Origin of the sequence: Sulfuricurvum sp. (genome assembly GCF_031427015.1) — a bacterium.
In the GTDB taxonomy this organism is placed as follows: domain Bacteria; phylum Campylobacterota; class Campylobacteria; order Campylobacterales; family Sulfurimonadaceae; genus Sulfuricurvum.
This window is the reverse complement of sequence record NZ_JASJOW010000001.1, coordinates 215,077-231,015: the sequence shown is the minus strand read 5'-3', so window position 1 is coordinate 231,015 and position 15,939 is coordinate 215,077. Positions and strand designations below refer to the sequence as shown.

Here is a 15,939-nt window from a genome sequence, read left to right as displayed (position 1 = left end):
AAAAATTATGTAATCAGCAGGTTTAAGTGTTTTCAATTATTTCTATAATATGCTTCGCACCGTTAGGGGCAATAAGGTGAGAAAGTGCTTCACTTTTTGGTTTAATATCGCTCAAGATCGCTTCTTGAAGCTTTTGACTCAATCCCTCATTTTGGCGTTCACACCAACCGCAATTATGTTTTAATATATACTGTGCATTATGAAACTGGTGATCGGCTGCAGCATGAGGAAAAGGGATAAAAAAAGCGGGTATTTTTGCCGCACAAAGTTCCCAAAGGGTACTGGCACCCGAACGGCTTATTGCAAAATCGCTCTTCTCGCATAGCTCGGCAATCTGCGTCGTGAATCCATACACTTCCGCATCAATGCCCAATGCATGGTAGGCCTCTCTCACCCGTTCTTCTTCTTTTAATCCGCACTGATGGATAATATGTATACCTCCGCTTTGGAGCCATGGAGCAATCTCAAGTGCCAAATCATTAATAAATTTTGCCCCTTGCGATCCCCCCAAAAAGATAACCGTTTTAATCGAATCACGAATACGGGAATTTTCAAAATAGCGAGGGTGGACAGGATAGTCACAACGGTTTTCACCCTCTTCATACGAGCTGAAAAAGCGTTTAGCAAAAGGGCGCAATAATCGGTTTAGTTTTCCGGTAATCGCATTTTGTTCATGTATGTAGAGCGGCACACCCGTCGTAACCGCGGCCATCGCCGCAGGTGCGGCCGAAAATCCTCCTACACTCACGACTGCATCTGCTTTAAAGGCACGAATTAGCGCACGTGAAGTTAGGAGCGCTTTAAAGACTTTCCAAAGTGCTATCAGCTTAGAAAATCCTCTTTTATTCACGACACCCGTCGTATCTAAAAAGTGAACCTCATCAAAAATAGGGCTCTCCCCGAACCACTGACGATCTTGCCCTGAAGTCGAGCCGATAAACATCACTTTATGCCCTTGTTCACGCGCTTTTTCTGCCAAAGAGAGGGCGATAACCAAATGCCCTCCGGTACCGCCGCCGGTAAAGATAAGGTTCACTTTTTATCCCCTGATTTGTATTCGATTTTTTTAGAGACCATAATGACCATCCCGATCCCGATTGCCGAGGCCAACATCGCCGAACCTCCATAACTCAAAAACGGCACGGAGATCCCTTTAATCGGTGTTAATCCGCTAATACCGTACGCATTAATCATAAATGCAAAGGTGATCAAAAGTCCTACCCCTAAGCTAAACAGATAGGCGGTGTCATTGTGAGAACGGTTTGCGATTTTGAAGAGCCGATGCAACAGCATAACAAAAAGCATCGTTACCCCAAAAACACCGATAAATCCAAACTCTTCGGCAATTCCGGCTAAAACAAAGTCGGTGTGCACTTCACTTAAAAAACCGAGTTTAAAGGTTCCGCCCCCAAGCCCTGCCCCAAAAATTCCACCGTTATGGATCGCATTGAGTGAGTGGCCGATTTGATAGGGTTCTTCAGCATTGTCAATCCGCAAATGTTTCGCAATCGATTCGGGGAAAAAAGCTAGAATTGTACTTTGCGCCGAAGCCCACCAAGAGAGAATACGATTGATTCGGTGTTCTGCCGTCAAAATAAAGAAAAGGAAAAATCCTACGGCACTTGCAATCAGCGTCATAAAGAATCGGAAACTGCTCCCTGCAAAAAAGAGCATGAATGCCAACGTCAGGGCAAGTACGACCACTTGTCCCAAATCATTTTGCATAAAAGCAATCAAAAACATAACAATAATAAAAATTGCGGCGTAAGGGAGAAACCGTTTGAACTCTTCGGCAATCCCCATATTATCATGATGACCAAGTTTACGAGAAAAACTCCACGCTAAAAAGTAAACGAATCCTATCTTGAAATACTCTACCGGAGCAATTGAAAAGCCGAACAATTTGATCCACCGTTTAGCTCCCCCCACCTCACTTACCAATGAAGCCGGAAGAAAAGGCATAACGACCATCAAAAAGATCCCTCCGAAAAACAACCCGAGACCCAGTCGGTGAAGCCAAATGTCGGGATCAAGTTGTGCGAGCGTCCACATGATAAAAATAGCAATAACCGCTACGATGAGTTCACGAATAACGAAATGGAAATCGTTATATTCAAATAAAATAACCGTATAGGCAGAGAGTGTATAAGAGCATATCACCCCTATCGTAATGAGCGCAGTTGTTAAAATAAATAATTTTTTATCCGGCATTTTATAAGCTTATAATGTATAATTTGTAGAAGTATATCGTTCTTTGTAAAAGAGTTCGATAAAAGCAAATTGGAATGTTTTTTGCTTTAGTGTTGTAAACGAAATTGAGAGAAAGGGGAGAAGGCGATGGGTCTGAATATTTCACGTGCTCATGAGCTTATGAAAAGTGCCATGGACTACCGTGCGGCACGGCAAGATATTATTGCCGGAAATATTGCCAACGCCGACACCCCTTTTTATCGTCCAAAAGATATCAGTTTTGAAGATACATTGGCTCAAAAAAGTGCTGAAATTTTTAAAGACAAATCTCAAACTCTCCAAATGGCACAAACCAACGGTGCTCACTTGGGACCGATCGGCTCGGATTCATCCAAACCGACTACCTTTTTTCGAGACGGTCATATGGCACGTAACGACGGCAATAGTGTTGATTTGGACGTTGAAACAACCGAAATGGCAAAAAACTCCACCATGTTTAATGCCCTCACTGCGGCACTCAAAAAAGATTCCGCTTTGTTCAAAAGTGTCATAGACGCTTCGGGCAAGACCTCTTAAGGATTAGATTATGGCTTTTCTAAATAGCTTCGACATCAGCGGTTATGGGCTTTCAGCTCAGCGTGTTCGTGTCAATACCATCAGTTCCAACATTGCCAATGCACAAACGACACGTACCGATGAGGGTGGCCCTTACCGCCGTCAAGAAGTCATTTTTAAAGCGATCGATTTTAATCAACTTTACAATAAAGCATTGGAAAACGAAACTTCAGCTCTCGGGTACAGTGACCCGTTGAAAGAGGGTTTAGCCGGTTTAAAACCAAATCCTGCTATTATGAGCGTTATTGTTGATAAAATCAGCCGTGACGACAGCGCTCCGAAAATGAAATACGACCCTTCTCACCCCGATGCGGACGCTAAAGGGTATGTTGCATACCCTAACATTAATCCTGTCGTCGAAATGGCCGATTTAGTCGAAGCAACACGTTCGTATCAAGCGAACGTCGCCGCATTCGAAAGTGCAAAAAACATGGCCGGCAGTGCCATTAGTATATTACAAGGATAACAGAGTAAATGGCTAATATTCAATCGATCAAATCTCTTTCCACCGCCGATTTACTGGCTAGTAAAAGTGGTAATACGGTTGAGGGAAGCAGTACCGATTTCGCACAAGAGCTCAAAAATGCTCTCGGAAACGTCAACCAAATGCAAGTTGACGGCGAGAAGGCAATGAGTGATATTGCAACCGGTAGCGTAAAAGATCTTCACCAAGCCGCCATTGCCATCGATAAAGCCGAAATCAGTATGAAACTGATGCTTGAAGTACGAAATAAGGCACTCAATGCCTATAAAGAAATTACGCGAACGCAAATGTGATTTAATCTTCTCACATGCGCCATTCCAATAAATCAAAAAAAATCCTTGCCCTTTTTCTCGTTCTCATGTTCGGTTTCGTCATTTTTTTGGCGGTCATGCTTTACACTGCTTTACATAATCGGGATATCCCCTCTATATACTCCGAAGAGAGCACCAAAGCACAGCGCGGATCAATCATCAGTGCCGACGGATTCCACATCGCCACCACCCAAAAGCTCTATAAAGCAGTCGTCAATACCCGCAATATCGATCCGGATAAAGAAGAACTCTTTATTCAACTCTTTAGTATCTACAGCGGAACCGAGCCGAGTGAAATTCGAGAACGTCTTCACACCCGTAAAGGTTCCGTCACACTCAGCTATCATATCAGTCCAAAAGAGGCCATGTATCTCAAAACACTCGCTTTTGAATTACGCCGTTTAGGAGTATTCATCGAATACGAAACCCCTTCGGGTGACCGTGTTTTACAAGGGCTTAATATACTAGAAAGCGGTGAAGCACGCCAATATCCTTACGGAAATCTTCTCACTCCTCTTTTAGGCTATCCCCGTAAAATAGAAGAGGACGGTTATACCCGTGTTTACGGGATTAAAGGATTAGAGAAATTTTTTGACGAAGAACTCAATCCTCAACAAAACAAAACCCAAAAAGCGTTGCGCGATGTCAACGGCTATCTGATTTTAAACAAACAAAGCCAAGCTAAACGACAGATCAACGGTCTTACCGTCAAACTTAATATCCCTATTATGCTCCAATCCAGAATTGAAACCATTACCGATCAAATCAAAGAACAGCTTCAAGCCGATGAGATTATCGCTACCGTCATGGAATCCAAAACAGGAAAGATTGTCGCATTGGCAAGCTCAAACCGTTTTGATCCGAGTCATATCCGTACAGCAGATTACCCTTCTCTCAATACCAATGCTATCGAGTACAGCTTTGAACCGGGATCCGTTGTTAAACCGATAATTTTTTCCCTTCTCCTTGATCGCGGTTTGATTAACCCCTACGATATGGTCAACGGACATAACGGGCGCTTCACGATGGGACGCAAAACCATTGTAGACGAACATGCTTTTAGTATGATCAGTGCTGAAGACGTTATTGTCCACTCTTCCAACATCGGGATTGCACAGTTGGCTCAGAAACTCAACGGTGCCGAATTTACGGAAGGGCTGAAGCGTTTTGGGTTTACCCATTTCAGCGGTATTGACCTACCGTATGAAAAACGGGGTTCAATCCCAAGTTCTACCCAACTCAATAACTATCTCTATAAAGCGATCACTTCCTACGGATACGGAATGCGCTCCAATGCGATGCAAATGATTAAAGCTTACAACGTCTTTAATAACGGAGGAAGACTCATCAATCCGATGGTGGTCGAAGCCCTTTATGACGATAACGGCCGTACCATTCCGATGCAGATACAAGCCCCTATTCAAGTCATTTCACCCGCTACTGCGGCACGAATGAAACAAATCCTTATTAAAACCGTCAATGAGGGGACAGGAACTGCGGCGAAAACACCGGGACTTGAAATTGGGGGAAAAACCGGAACGGCACATATTGCTAAAAACGGTGCTTACGTCAACAGCTATCACACCTCCTTTATCGGTTTTGCCAATGATGCCAAGCACAGCTATACCATAGGAATCGCCGTGATCGAACCCCGTACGGTTTATTTTGCTTCGATAACTGCCGTGCCGGTTTTTAAAGCGATCGTAGATTTAATGGTTGAGGAAAAATACCTGATACCTAATCCCTCGGCAGTAACTGAAATGTCAGTAATGCCGCAAGAGCCTACTCGCCCTTAAGACTCTTTTCTACCCATGCGCTAACCTCTTTCTCAAACGGATAATGTTTTTGTATTCCCCATACTTCAACCACCGCATCCCCTCGCACAAAGAGCTTACGCTTTGATTGCAAAATATCGAGGATTCGATTGGCATTCAAATGTTTCGGTTCCATACGAAATTCCAAAGGGATTACCCTTTGCGTGTCGGAGGGGATCACCAACGATTTCGATAGACCGGTTTTAGCTTCCCCGTGTGCAATGATCTCTTTTCCATCTGCCAAGGTATAGGTAAGGGACACGACTTTAATATCGCTGTGCCATTTATTAAGAAGTTTTAAATCGGTACCCAAGCGGATCTCCCCTTGTTTGGTAGAAACACCCAAAAGTGATAATACCCCCAACATCACTTCACTCTTGGAATTTTCCCATCGTAAATTACCTTGCGGCTCAATAAAAATATCTTTCCCTATTTTAGGGGTACAGCCGCTCATTATCAATGCCGCTAGGACAATCGCCGCATATTTTTTCATCTTACATCCACACATTATCGATTAAACGGGTCGTCCCGACACGTGCCGCAACCAATACGATAGTATCGCCGACTACCACCTCATCAATCGATTCAAACGCTCTATTGACGATCGCGACATACTCGACATCCAAAGGCTCAAGTATAGCCTCCATAGCCGATTTGATTTCAATACTCTCTGTATTTCCCTGCATCAGCATCTTCGTTGCACGTTTCAATGCGGCAGAGAGTTTAAGGGCTTCTTGACGTTCGACAGGATTCAGATAAACATTACGGGAGGAGAGGGCCAAACCGTCGCTTTCGCGCACCGTCTCCATCGGAACAATCTCAATATTCATAAAAAAATTGTGACTCATTTGGGTAATAAGGGCAAGCTGCTGGGCATCTTTTTTACCGAAATAAGCCCGTGTGGGGCGTACCATATTCAGCAGTTTCATCACCACCGTCAACACCCCGTCAAAATGTCCGGGTCGGGAAGCGCCTTCAAGAATAAATCCTCTCACATCAGGGGCACATATCCGCACCTCATCTTCGCCGTACATCGCGCTCACATCGGGGTAAAAAAGGATATCGACACCGCTCAGCTCACAGATTTTAAAATCGGCCTCTTCGCGGCGCGGGTACTTGCTCAAATCTTCCCCGGGCAAAAATTGGGTCGGATTGACAAAAATGGAAACGACTACACACTCATTTTCTTTGCGTGCCGCATCGATAAGAGTACGATGTCCGATGTGTAATGCTCCCATCGTCGGAACAAAACCGATATCCCCTTTACACGTCTCAAGTGCACTACGGAGTTCAGATACGGAACGTGCGATAATCATTGTTTTAGCCTCTATAGAATATAATCGCAATTATAATACAACCACAGGGATAATACGTGGATCATTACGAATATACCGAATTACTTAAAACACTCAATATTAAGATGCAAAACGTCACCGGAGTTGTCCGCCCTGATGAGATTACGGCTCGTTTGAGTGAAATTGAAGCGTTAGAAAATTCAGACGGATTTTGGAATGATGCAAATGCGGCAGGGATAATCCAAAAAGAGAAAACCCAGTTAGAACGCCGTCTTGCCAAATATTCAAAAACTTTCCATACTCTCGGAGATGCCGTCGATTTATACGATATGGCAAAAGAAGAGGGGGATGAAGAGACGATTGAATCCCTCTTTGCCGATGCGGAAGCACTGGAAAACAATGTCAAATCGATGGAAGTAGAGGTACTCCTCTCCGGAGAGCACGATAGTCATAATGCGATTGTCACTATCCACCCGGGAGCAGGCGGTACCGAGTCTCAAGATTGGGCATCAATGCTACTTCGTATGTATACTCGCTGGGCTGAACGCCACGACTTTAGTGTTGAGATGCTCGATTACCAATCGGGTGAAGAGGCAGGGATCAAAGATGCCGCCCTCCTTATCAAAGGGGTCAATGTTTACGGTTATCTCAAAAATGAAAACGGCATCCACCGCCTCGTTCGTATCAGCCCGTACGACTCCGCTGCCAAACGACATACCAGTTTTACCTCCGTTATGGTCTCTCCCGAACTCGACGATGATATCGATATCGAGATTGAAGACCGCGATATCCGTATCGACACCTACCGTGCTTCCGGTGCGGGGGGTCAGCACGTCAATAAAACCGAATCGGCGATCCGTATTACCCATATCCCGAGTGGAATCGTCGTACAGTGCCAAAACGACCGTTCTCAGCATAAAAATAAAGCGACCGCCTTTAAAATGCTAAAATCCCGTCTCTATGAGTTAGAGATGGAGAAAAAACAAGCGGCGGTTGATGGAATCGAAAAAAGCGAAAACGGCTGGGGACATCAAATCCGCTCTTACGTCCTCGCTCCCTATCAGCAAGTAAAAGATACCCGTTCAGGAATTCCTTACTCCAACATCAGTGCCATTCTCGATGGGGATATTGATGAGATGATCGAAGGTGTCCTTATTTCTCTTAGCCGCAAAGATGACGACGAATAACCCCAATACCATTCTCAAAGAGTGTGCGCTCCATGAGCCATGCTCATACATTAGCGGAAATTCGCAAAGCATTCACTATAAAATAATCCAAGAGTGTACCAAAGAACAATGTGAAGCCCTTATTCTACGAGGATGGCGCCGATTCGGATCCATGTATTTTCGCCCTATTTGCCAAGATTGCCGTGAGTGCAATAGTCTCAAAATTGATGTTCAACGTTATAAGTTTAGAAAATCCGATCGCCGAATCTTACGTAAAAATGCCCATCTCACCACCGTTATTCGCCAACCGACCCTGACGCGCGAACACTTAAGCCTCTTTGAGTGTTACCATCATTACAAACACAAAACACGCAATTGGGATGCACCGAAAAGCGATCCTAAAAACTACTATGCTTCTTTTGTTCAGGGACACGGCGATTTTGGCTTTGAGGTTCTCTATTTTGACGGAGATAAACTTATTGCTGTCGATCTTATCGACATACTAGAAGAGGGGATAAGCGCTCTGTATTGTTATTACGATCCCGAATATCACGGGCAATCACTGGGACGCTATACCCTCTTGCAACAAATCGAATTTGCACACCGCCTAGGGTTAAAATGGATCTATTTGGGATATTACGTCGAGGGGTGTCAAAGCTTGGCGTACAAAAGCGACTATACCCCTTCACTTGAACTTTCAGGAAGACCCGAAGAAGATGAAGTACCGATATGGAAAGAGCAAAATGAACCTAGTCCACTTTAATTCCGTACCCCTTGCCCCTTCTAAACTCGTTTGTATCGGACGCAACTATGTCGAACACATCAAAGAACTGAATAATGAAATCCCCTCTTCCATGGTGATCTTCAACAAACCCAACTCTGCTATCACCGATACCTTACGGTTCATAACTCCTGACACCCGATATGAGGGGGAAATTTGCTTTTTGATGATGGACGGTACCATTGCAGGGATCGGTTTCGGACTTGATCTCACCAAAGCCGAGCTTCAAAACCACCTCAAATCAAAAGGACTTCCGTGGGAGCGTGCCAAAGGATTCGACGGTTCGGCGGTATTAGGCAACTTTGTTCCTTTGAATACGGCACTCGAATCGCTTCGGATGACACTCCACATTAACGGAGTATTAGTACAAGAAGCGACCTATGAACTGATGATCTATAAACCGCTAGAAATGATAGAGGAGATTGAGAGCTTTATGCGCTTTGAAGATGGTGACATTATTATGAGCGGAACCCCGAAAGGGGTAGCAACCTACAAAACCGGAGATGAATTTGTGGGACGCATTTACAGTTATGATTCTCTGTTAATTGAGAGCCGATGGAGTGTCCTTCCTTAGTAACTCTCCCTCTTGTCTCTCATAAGCTCCTCCAAATTATTTGAAATACTGGCAATCTCTTTTATCTTCACGTTAACACCCTCGCGACTTAAGGGAGATTCTTTAAGCAAAGCATCGGTGTCTCCCTCGAAATCCGCTATCGCAAACCGATCCCCCCATATTCTAAAAATAAGGTATTCCGGAAGTTTCTCAGACAGATATACCGCAAATTTAGCGATAAGATCATTCCCCTTCTCCCAACCGTACGTTTTATTGTAGTGATGAAAATCAACCAACGAGATAATACAAAACATCTTCGGCTTAGCGTACGGCAAACGACCGCTGAGGGTCATCATAAAATAGTCTTCATTGTAAAGTTTGGTTAACTTATCTTTGAAAAAATAACTCAGCCGTTCTTCTTCTAATGCACTGGAACCCATTTGATTGATTGATGTATCAATAGTGATATCGGCAAGAACTTTTGATGCGGCGTTTACGACCGCAGGATGGTACCACGTACCACTGAGTTCGTTCAGCTCGACCAAGGACTCTTTTACCTCTTTTCGAGGTTTATAAATGCGGTTGGTGGTCATCGCGTCAAACGAATCGGCAACCGCCATAATATGTCCAAGTAACGAGATTTCTCCCCCTTTTTTGCCATACGGATATCCGCTTCCGTCATAGCGTTCATGGTGATCAATCATGATTTCTGCCAGTTCTTTATACAAATGGACGTTTGATAGAACCTCGTATCCTGCTTTCGCATGCTCTTTAATAAGTTCATATTCAAGTTTGGTCAATTTCCCGGGTTTAAGCAATATCGAATCCGGGGTAACAACCTTACCGATATCGTGCAGTTTTGCCGACTCTACCAATTTTTGGATCTCCTTCTCAGGAAGACCCATCTCTCTGGCAATCAGCTCCGCATAATAAGCTACTCTCACCGTATGCCCCGCGGTATAGGTATCACGCTGTTCGATCATGTTCACCATAGCGTCAATAAAACTTTGGTAACTTTTTAACCGATCTTCATGAAGCGTATCAATCTGCTGCTGTTGTGTAAACGAATTAAGGGCAAATCCCAGATCTCCTGCAAGCTCTTCTATCATCTTCTGCTCTTCAACACTAAAACCGTTCTCACGCCCCGTACAAATGCTCAATACCCCGATCACCTCATCCGCAAAAGTACTGCTTTTCAACGGCAAAGCATAAATCCCTTTTATACCGTATTTAAGTGCATTTTGTTTGCACTCTTCACTTAATATCTCATCGTGCATATCGGTGATCATAAGGTTGATCCCCTCAGCATAAGCTTTATGGTCGATCGCTGTAATATTTTTATGTTCTCCTACACCGTAGGAAGAAGCAACGACCAGTTCTCCCTGCCGAACAAGCAAAATTTTTGCATTTTTAAACGATTCGTTTGAACTAAGACACAGCGTTGATTTATCGACCAGTTCATCGATTGAACGTGTTGTAATCAACATCTGATTAACATCCGCTACCGTTCGCAGAATACTGCGAAGATATTTCTCATTCGTATAAGCTTCTTCGAGTTTTCCCGTTTTTTCATATAAATGTTGCGTTTTTTCGAGAACTTTTTCCTCTAACGACGTATTCAGTAACTCAAGACTTTGATGCGCTTCATTTAATTTTGTATTCATTCTAGCAATATAAACACTTACCCCTAACGAGACCAATAAAAATACAAGAGCCGTTAGAATATAAGGCCAATATTGTTCTATAAAATAGCTAAAGGCATCTTCTTTAAGATGTTTATAGGGTCCTACTTCAAGCTCTCTAAGGCATTCATGAATACTTTGATAATCGAGCGGTATCGTCCATCCCAAACTATTAGAATCACGTGCCGCACTCGAAGTTTCACTCATCGATATTAATGCAACGGCCACTTTTTCAGCCAATGAACCGGAAGTATGTTTTGCGGTAGCTATCGGCCACTCAGGGTAGAGTCTGGTACTGGAGAGATAATAAAAGTTAGGATAATTTTTTTGATTGATAATGGCAAAGTCGTTTAAATCAATTTTTCCCTCACCAACCATCCGTTCTAACGTATCGGTGCGAACGGTTCCTGACTCAGCTTTTCCATCTAATACCGCATAAACAACCGCTTCATGGGTACCGTAAAATGTTGTTTTCAAATCATGCGGCTCAATATGATTCTCTTTTAATTCCCGTAGTGCCATCAGCCATCCGCCGAATGAACTCTCATCAACCGCCGCAAATGATTTATTCTTGATATCACCGAGTTGCTTAATATCGCTCTTGTCCGAACGTGTAAATATAACTCCACCGAATTCAGTTTGCGCTTTCCCGTTTAAATCTCTGTTTTTAAGTGTCGCAATTCGAGAAATCCCGTATTTATTCTCTAAATCAACATAATAAGCTGAATTCGTGATGACAAAATCAATTTTCTTGTCACGTAGATATGGATAAAACTCTTCAAACCGAAGCGGAATAATATGAAACTCGTATTCAGGTATTTGCGTATTTAAATATTCAGCAGTCTGATCCCACATCTTGTGGGTAGAGTCATAATTTTTATGTGCCAAAACACCGATTTTTACAGACTCTTTTGCCTCTAAGAGAGTACAAAAAAGGGAAAAAAACATTGTTACTAAAAGGATATATATTCGATTTCTCATAGGTTCATTATAGCGCATCGTAAAAATAATTCTTCTTTTTTTTATTACTATTTTTTTTTATTCGAATATAAGTCTTATATGATTTATAATAAACAAAGATTCATATAAGGAGTTTATTATGGCTGTTATATTACCCCCGCTACCGTTTGAAAAAAATGCGTTAGAACCCTACATTAGTTCTCAAACACTCGAATACCATTACGGTAAACATCATAATACGTATGTCGTCAATACCAATAATCTGACAAAAGAGAGTGAACTCGAAAATATCTCCCTAGAAGATATCATTATTCAAAGTGTCAATGATTCCACGAAAGTCGCCCTTTTTAATAATGCGGCACAAGTATGGAATCATACTTTTTACTGGAATAGTTTAAAGCCCAATGGAGGAGGTCTCCCAAACGGAGCGGTTGGTCAAAAAATCTCTGCCGATTTTGGAAGCTATGAAAATTTCGTCAAACTCTTCAAAGAAGCCGCATTAGGTCAGTTTGGAAGTGGATGGGCATGGCTCGTAATCGAAAATGGGAAATTGACCATAATTAAAACCACGAATGCCGATACTCCGATTGCACACGGTATAAAGCCGATTTTATGTATCGATGTATGGGAGCATGCCTATTATCTAGACTATAAAAACGCCCGTGCTGACTACACCGATGCCGTAATCAAAAATTTATTAAATTGGGATTTCGCGAATGAAAATTTAGCAGAATAGAGTGTGCCCCGAAAGGGGCAAAAGGAGAAAGAGAAAAGCTTAGCTGTTACGCTTTTTGATAATCTCTTCGGCAACGTTACGTGGAACTTCTTCGTAGTGATCGAATTCCATAGAGTAACTTGCACGCCCTTGAGTTGCTGAACGAAGGTCAGTTGAATAACCGAACATTTCAGACAACGGCACGAACGCATCAACAATTTTGTTACCAGAACGGTCACCCATGTTGTTAACTTGTCCGCGACGGCGGTTAAGGTCACCGATAACGTCACCCATGAAGTTCTCAGGAACTTCAACTTCAACTTTCATCATAGGCTCAAGGATAGCTGGGTTTGCTTTACGTGCACCCTCTTTGAATCCCATAGATGCAGCGAGTTTAAACGCCATCTCATTGGAGTCAACCTCATGGTATGAACCATCATACAATGCAACTTCAACGTCCTCAATCGGATAACCCGCAAGAACACCTTTTTGCATCGCTTCTTTACACCCTTTTTCAACGGCAGGAACATACTCTTTTGGAATAACCCCACCTTTGATTTCGTTGTGGAAGATATAACCGGTACCCGGTACACCCGGCTTGATACGGAGATATACATGACCGAATTGTCCACGTCCACCCGATTGTTTTGCGTATTTGTACTCTTGGTTAACTTCGTTACGAATTGACTCACGGTACGCAACTTGCGGTGCACCGACTTCCGCTTCAACTTTGAACTCACGGAACATACGGTCAACAAGGATTTCAAGATGAAGTTCACCCATACCGCTAATGATCGTTTGTCCTGTCTCCTCATCTGTATGAACACGGAAAGATGGATCTTCCGCAGCCAATTTTGCCAAAGCGATACCCATTTTTTCTTGGTCCGCTTTGGTTTTAGGCTCAACCGCAACCGAGATAACCGGCTCAGGGAAGTGCATACGCTCTAGTACTAGACGTTCGCGCTCATCACATAGTGTATCACCGGTTGTTGTGTCTTTGAGACCGACAACCGCACCGATTTCACCTGCGTAGAGAGATTTGATCTCTTCACGTTTGTTTGCATGCATTTTAACGATACGTCCGATACGCTCTTTTTTACCTTTGATGGTGTTATATGCGTAAGTACCTGATTCAAGAACACCACGGTAAACACGTACGAAAGTGAGCTGTCCTACGAATGGGTCGGTCATGATTTTAAACGCAAGACCGGCGAATGGAGCATCATCAGTTGATTCAACATCAACTTCAACCTCTTCATCGTCTTCCATAGTCCCTTTGATCGCCGCAACTTCCAAAGGTGACGGTAGGTAATCAACAACTGCGTCAAGAAGAGTTTGAACCCCTTTGTTTTTGAACGCTGTTCCGCATGTCATAGGAATAATATCCATTTTAAGACATCCGGCTTTAATCCCGCGCATAATCTCTTCGTTAGTGAGTTCACCCTCTTCGAAGAATTTCTCCATCAAAGTATCGTCGCCCTCAGCCGCCGCTTCCATGAGTTGTGCACGGTATTGATTCGCTTTTTCTACCATATCCGCAGGAATTTCCGCTTCATGATAGTTTGAACCCATCGCCGCATCTTCATCCCAAAGGATTGCTTTCATTTTAACGAGATCGATGATCCCTTTAAATTGATCTTCCGCACCGATTGGAAGTTGAATCGCGATTGGATTCGCTTTAAGACGTGCACGAATTTGCTCTTCTACGTTGTAGAAATCCGCCCCTGTACGGTCCATTTTGTTGACGAAAACCATACGAGGAACCCCGTAACGGTTTGCTTGACGCCATACTGTTTCCGATTGTGGTTGAACCCCACCAACGGCACAAAATACCGCTACGGCACCGTCAAGTACACGCATAGAACGCTCAACTTCAATAGTGAAGTCAACGTGGCCCGGAGTGTCAATAATGTTAATTTGTTTGCCGTTCCATTCACATGTTGTCGCCGCAGAGGTAATGGTAATACCACGCTCTTGCTCTTGCTCCATCCAGTCCATAGTTGCAGCACCTTCGTGAACTTCACCGATTTTGTGTGATACACCGGTGTAGAACAAGATACGCTCAGTTGTTGTCGTTTTTCCCGCGTCGATGTGAGCGGCGATACCGATGTTTCTTACGTCTTCAAGTTTATGGGATCTTGCCATGATAATAGCCCTTAATAGAGTTTATAGTGGATAGGGGAATGATAACCCGAGAGGGTCATCAAAAGGTTACGTATATCTTACCAGCGATAGTGAGCGAACGCTTTATTCGCTTCAGCCATTTTGTAAGTATCTTCTTTACGTTTGAATGCTGTACCTTTATCGTTTGCAGCATCTGATAATTCATTTGCCAAACGCTCTGCCATAGTGCGCTCGTTACGTTTGCGTGCCGCATCGGTTAACCAGCGGATTGCAAGAGATAGTTGACGTACAGGACGAACTTCTACTGGAACTTGGTAGGTCGCTCCACCCACACGGCGGCTTTTTACTTCGATAACCGGTTTGATGTTATCAATCGCAGCGTTAAACACTTCGATACCTGTTTTTTCACCACGTGAACCCATGATATCCAAAGCACCGTACATAATTTTTTCAGCGGTACTTTTTTTACCGTCCCACATAATTTTGTTGATGAACTTTGTCAAAATTTTTGAACCATGAACCGGGTCAGGCATAATTTCGCGAACGGGCGCTTTTCTTCTTCTCATAATGTTTCCTTCAATGTTTTTTTCATTTACTCAAAATAGGGTCATCAAAAACCGAATCTTGTCAGACTAATTGATTATTTTTTAGCCTTAGCTTTTTTCGTTCCGTATTTAGAACGAGATACTTTACGGTCTTTAACACCCGCAGTATCGAGAGCACCACGTACGATATGGTATTTAACCCCCGGTAAGTCTTTTACACGACCGCCACGAACAAGAACGATAGAATGCTCTTGCAAGTTGTGACCCTCACCACCGATATAACTAATAACTTCAAACCCAGAAGTCAAACGAACTTTAGCAACTTTACGAAGCGCCGAGTTCGGTTTTTTAGGGGTTGTAGTATATACACGAGTACATACACCACGACGTTGTGGGCATGACACCAAAGCGGGTGATTTTGATTTTTTCACTACCGCTTGTCGCTCTTTACGAATAAGTTGGTTGATTGTTGGCACACAATCTCCTTTGTTGAAATGTTCCAGTAGAATTTTAATCCGCTACTTAAAGGGGACTAATAAACGCGCAATAATAGCTAATTTTTGATTAATTTGAGCTTATTTTAAGGAATTTGTAAGAGAGGAGAAGCATAAAGCGCACAAGTGCGCATGAGCTTACTGCTGAAGTAAACTCAGCGTTAGCGCAGCCAATCGGGACTTTGTTCCGATTGCGTTTCCAGAAACTAT

The 15,939-nt window shown here is 43.2% G+C and carries 16 protein-coding genes; 8 read left to right on the top strand and 8 right to left on the bottom strand.

The window, feature by feature from the left end; genetic code table 11:
* Window positions 1–22: 22 nt before the first annotated feature.
* Both murG and RMO68_RS01240 read right to left on the bottom strand, forming a co-directional pair.
* Window positions 23–1,036, bottom strand: a complete 1,014-nt coding sequence (gene murG / locus RMO68_RS01245) for an undecaprenyldiphospho-muramoylpentapeptide beta-N-acetylglucosaminyltransferase (RefSeq protein ID WP_310438888.1) — start codon at window positions 1,034–1,036, stop codon at window positions 23–25.
* Entirely contained in the window at window positions 1,033–2,211 is a 1,179-nt protein-coding gene (locus RMO68_RS01240; protein ID WP_310438887.1) for an FtsW/RodA/SpoVE family cell cycle protein, read from the bottom strand. Before RMO68_RS01240 ends, murG begins: the two co-directional genes overlap by 4 nt.
* A gap of 126 nt (window positions 2,212–2,337) precedes the next feature.
* Between RMO68_RS01240 and flgB the strand changes: the two genes are divergently transcribed.
* From flgB to RMO68_RS01220, 4 genes are read left to right on the top strand one after another with little or no spacing between them, the layout of a single operon-like run.
* A complete protein-coding gene (gene flgB / locus RMO68_RS01235) occupies window positions 2,338–2,766 on the top strand; it encodes a flagellar basal body rod protein FlgB (RefSeq protein WP_310438886.1) in 429 nt (142 codons plus the stop codon).
* 10 nt (window positions 2,767–2,776) lie between these two features.
* Window positions 2,777–3,271, top strand: coding sequence for a flagellar basal body rod protein FlgC (gene flgC, locus RMO68_RS01230; protein ID WP_304741810.1), 495 nt, complete (start codon window positions 2,777–2,779; stop codon window positions 3,269–3,271).
* An 8-nt stretch (window positions 3,272–3,279) separates the two neighbouring features.
* A complete protein-coding gene (gene fliE / locus RMO68_RS01225; RefSeq protein ID WP_310438885.1) occupies window positions 3,280–3,582 on the top strand; it encodes a flagellar hook-basal body complex protein FliE in 303 nt (100 codons plus the stop codon).
* 14 nt (window positions 3,583–3,596) lie between these two features.
* Window positions 3,597–5,396 (top strand): penicillin-binding protein 2, encoded by a 1,800-nt coding sequence (locus tag RMO68_RS01220; RefSeq protein ID WP_310438884.1) that lies wholly within the window; start codon window positions 3,597–3,599, stop codon window positions 5,394–5,396.
* On the opposite strand, the gene RMO68_RS01215 is transcribed toward RMO68_RS01220, so the two are convergent.
* Both RMO68_RS01215 and panC read right to left on the bottom strand, forming a co-directional pair.
* A complete protein-coding gene (locus RMO68_RS01215; protein WP_310438883.1) occupies window positions 5,383–5,907 on the bottom strand; it encodes a hypothetical protein in 525 nt (174 codons plus the stop codon). The two genes, RMO68_RS01220 and RMO68_RS01215, sit on opposite strands and share 14 nt — an antisense overlap.
* A 1-nt stretch (window position 5,908) precedes the next feature.
* Window positions 5,909–6,730 carry a pantoate--beta-alanine ligase gene (panC, locus tag RMO68_RS01210; protein WP_310438882.1) on the bottom strand — a complete coding sequence of 274 codons (822 nt, stop codon included), beginning with the start codon at window positions 6,728–6,730 and terminating at the stop codon, window positions 5,909–5,911.
* 56 nt (window positions 6,731–6,786) lie between these two features.
* Here panC and prfB point away from each other — a divergent pair, with 56 nt between their 5' ends.
* Genes prfB through RMO68_RS01195 form a run of 3 tightly spaced genes read left to right on the top strand, consistent with a single transcriptional unit; the run spans window position 6,787 to window position 9,230 of the window.
* On the top strand, window positions 6,787–7,896 hold the full coding sequence (gene prfB, locus RMO68_RS01205) for a peptide chain release factor 2 (RefSeq protein WP_310438881.1): 1,110 nt from the start codon (window positions 6,787–6,789) through the stop codon (window positions 7,894–7,896).
* Window positions 7,856–8,638 carry an arginyltransferase gene (locus RMO68_RS01200; RefSeq protein ID WP_310438880.1) on the top strand — a complete coding sequence of 261 codons (783 nt, stop codon included), beginning with the start codon at window positions 7,856–7,858 and terminating at the stop codon, window positions 8,636–8,638. Before prfB ends, RMO68_RS01200 begins: the two co-directional genes overlap by 41 nt.
* A complete protein-coding gene (locus tag RMO68_RS01195) occupies window positions 8,619–9,230 on the top strand; it encodes a fumarylacetoacetate hydrolase family protein (protein ID WP_310438879.1) in 612 nt (203 codons plus the stop codon). Before RMO68_RS01200 ends, RMO68_RS01195 begins: the two co-directional genes overlap by 20 nt.
* Here RMO68_RS01195 and RMO68_RS01190 read toward each other — a convergent pair.
* A complete protein-coding gene (locus RMO68_RS01190) occupies window positions 9,227–11,872 on the bottom strand; it encodes a PhnD/SsuA/transferrin family substrate-binding protein (protein ID WP_310438878.1) in 2,646 nt (881 codons plus the stop codon). The genes RMO68_RS01195 and RMO68_RS01190 overlap by 4 nt on opposite strands.
* 118 nt (window positions 11,873–11,990) lie before the next feature.
* On the opposite strand from RMO68_RS01190, the gene RMO68_RS01185 reads away from it, so the two are divergent.
* Complete coding sequence (locus RMO68_RS01185; RefSeq protein ID WP_310438877.1) at window positions 11,991–12,587, top strand: superoxide dismutase; 597 nt, start codon at window positions 11,991–11,993, stop codon at window positions 12,585–12,587.
* A gap of 39 nt (window positions 12,588–12,626) precedes the next feature.
* Here the strand turns inward: RMO68_RS01185 and fusA are convergent, their stop codons facing one another.
* The 3 genes from fusA to rpsL all read right to left on the bottom strand — a co-directional run bounded on the left by fusA (window position 12,627) and on the right by rpsL (window position 15,711).
* Window positions 12,627–14,711, bottom strand: a complete 2,085-nt coding sequence (fusA, locus tag RMO68_RS01180) for an elongation factor G (protein ID WP_310438876.1) — start codon at window positions 14,709–14,711, stop codon at window positions 12,627–12,629.
* 77 nt (window positions 14,712–14,788) lie between these two features.
* Window positions 14,789–15,256: a 30S ribosomal protein S7 gene (gene rpsG, locus RMO68_RS01175; RefSeq protein ID WP_294894170.1), complete on the bottom strand. Its 468-nt coding sequence runs from the start codon at window positions 15,254–15,256 to the stop codon at window positions 14,789–14,791.
* Window positions 15,257–15,330: 74 nt separating this feature from the next.
* A complete protein-coding gene (gene rpsL, locus RMO68_RS01170) occupies window positions 15,331–15,711 on the bottom strand; it encodes a 30S ribosomal protein S12 (RefSeq protein ID WP_013461125.1) in 381 nt (126 codons plus the stop codon).
* Window positions 15,712–15,939: the final 228 nt, after the last annotated feature.

Bases quoted from the DNA above. Each gene is read 5' to 3' on its own strand.
- RMO68_RS01240 (WP_310438887.1), bottom strand. From the start codon at position 2,211: ATGCCGGATAAAAAATTATTTATTTTAACAACTGCGCTCATTACGATA.
- flgB (WP_310438886.1), top strand. From the start codon at position 2,338: ATGGGTCTGAATATTTCACGTGCTCATGAGCTTATGAAAAGTGCCATG.
- flgC (WP_304741810.1), top strand. From the start codon at position 2,777: ATGGCTTTTCTAAATAGCTTCGACATCAGCGGTTATGGGCTTTCAGCT.
- fliE (WP_310438885.1), top strand. From the start codon at position 3,280: ATGGCTAATATTCAATCGATCAAATCTCTTTCCACCGCCGATTTACTG.
- RMO68_RS01220 (WP_310438884.1), top strand. From the start codon at position 3,597: ATGCGCCATTCCAATAAATCAAAAAAAATCCTTGCCCTTTTTCTCGTT.
- RMO68_RS01215 (WP_310438883.1), bottom strand. From the start codon at position 5,907: ATGAAAAAATATGCGGCGATTGTCCTAGCGGCATTGATAATGAGCGGC.
- panC (WP_310438882.1), bottom strand. From the start codon at position 6,730: ATGATTATCGCACGTTCCGTATCTGAACTCCGTAGTGCACTTGAGACG.
- RMO68_RS01195 (WP_310438879.1), top strand. From the start codon at position 8,619: ATGAACCTAGTCCACTTTAATTCCGTACCCCTTGCCCCTTCTAAACTC.
- RMO68_RS01190 (WP_310438878.1), bottom strand. From the start codon at position 11,872: ATGAGAAATCGAATATATATCCTTTTAGTAACAATGTTTTTTTCCCTT.
- RMO68_RS01185 (WP_310438877.1), top strand. From the start codon at position 11,991: ATGGCTGTTATATTACCCCCGCTACCGTTTGAAAAAAATGCGTTAGAA.
- fusA (WP_310438876.1), bottom strand. From the start codon at position 14,711: ATGGCAAGATCCCATAAACTTGAAGACGTAAGAAACATCGGTATCGCC.
- rpsG (WP_294894170.1), bottom strand. From the start codon at position 15,256: ATGAGAAGAAGAAAAGCGCCCGTTCGCGAAATTATGCCTGACCCGGTT.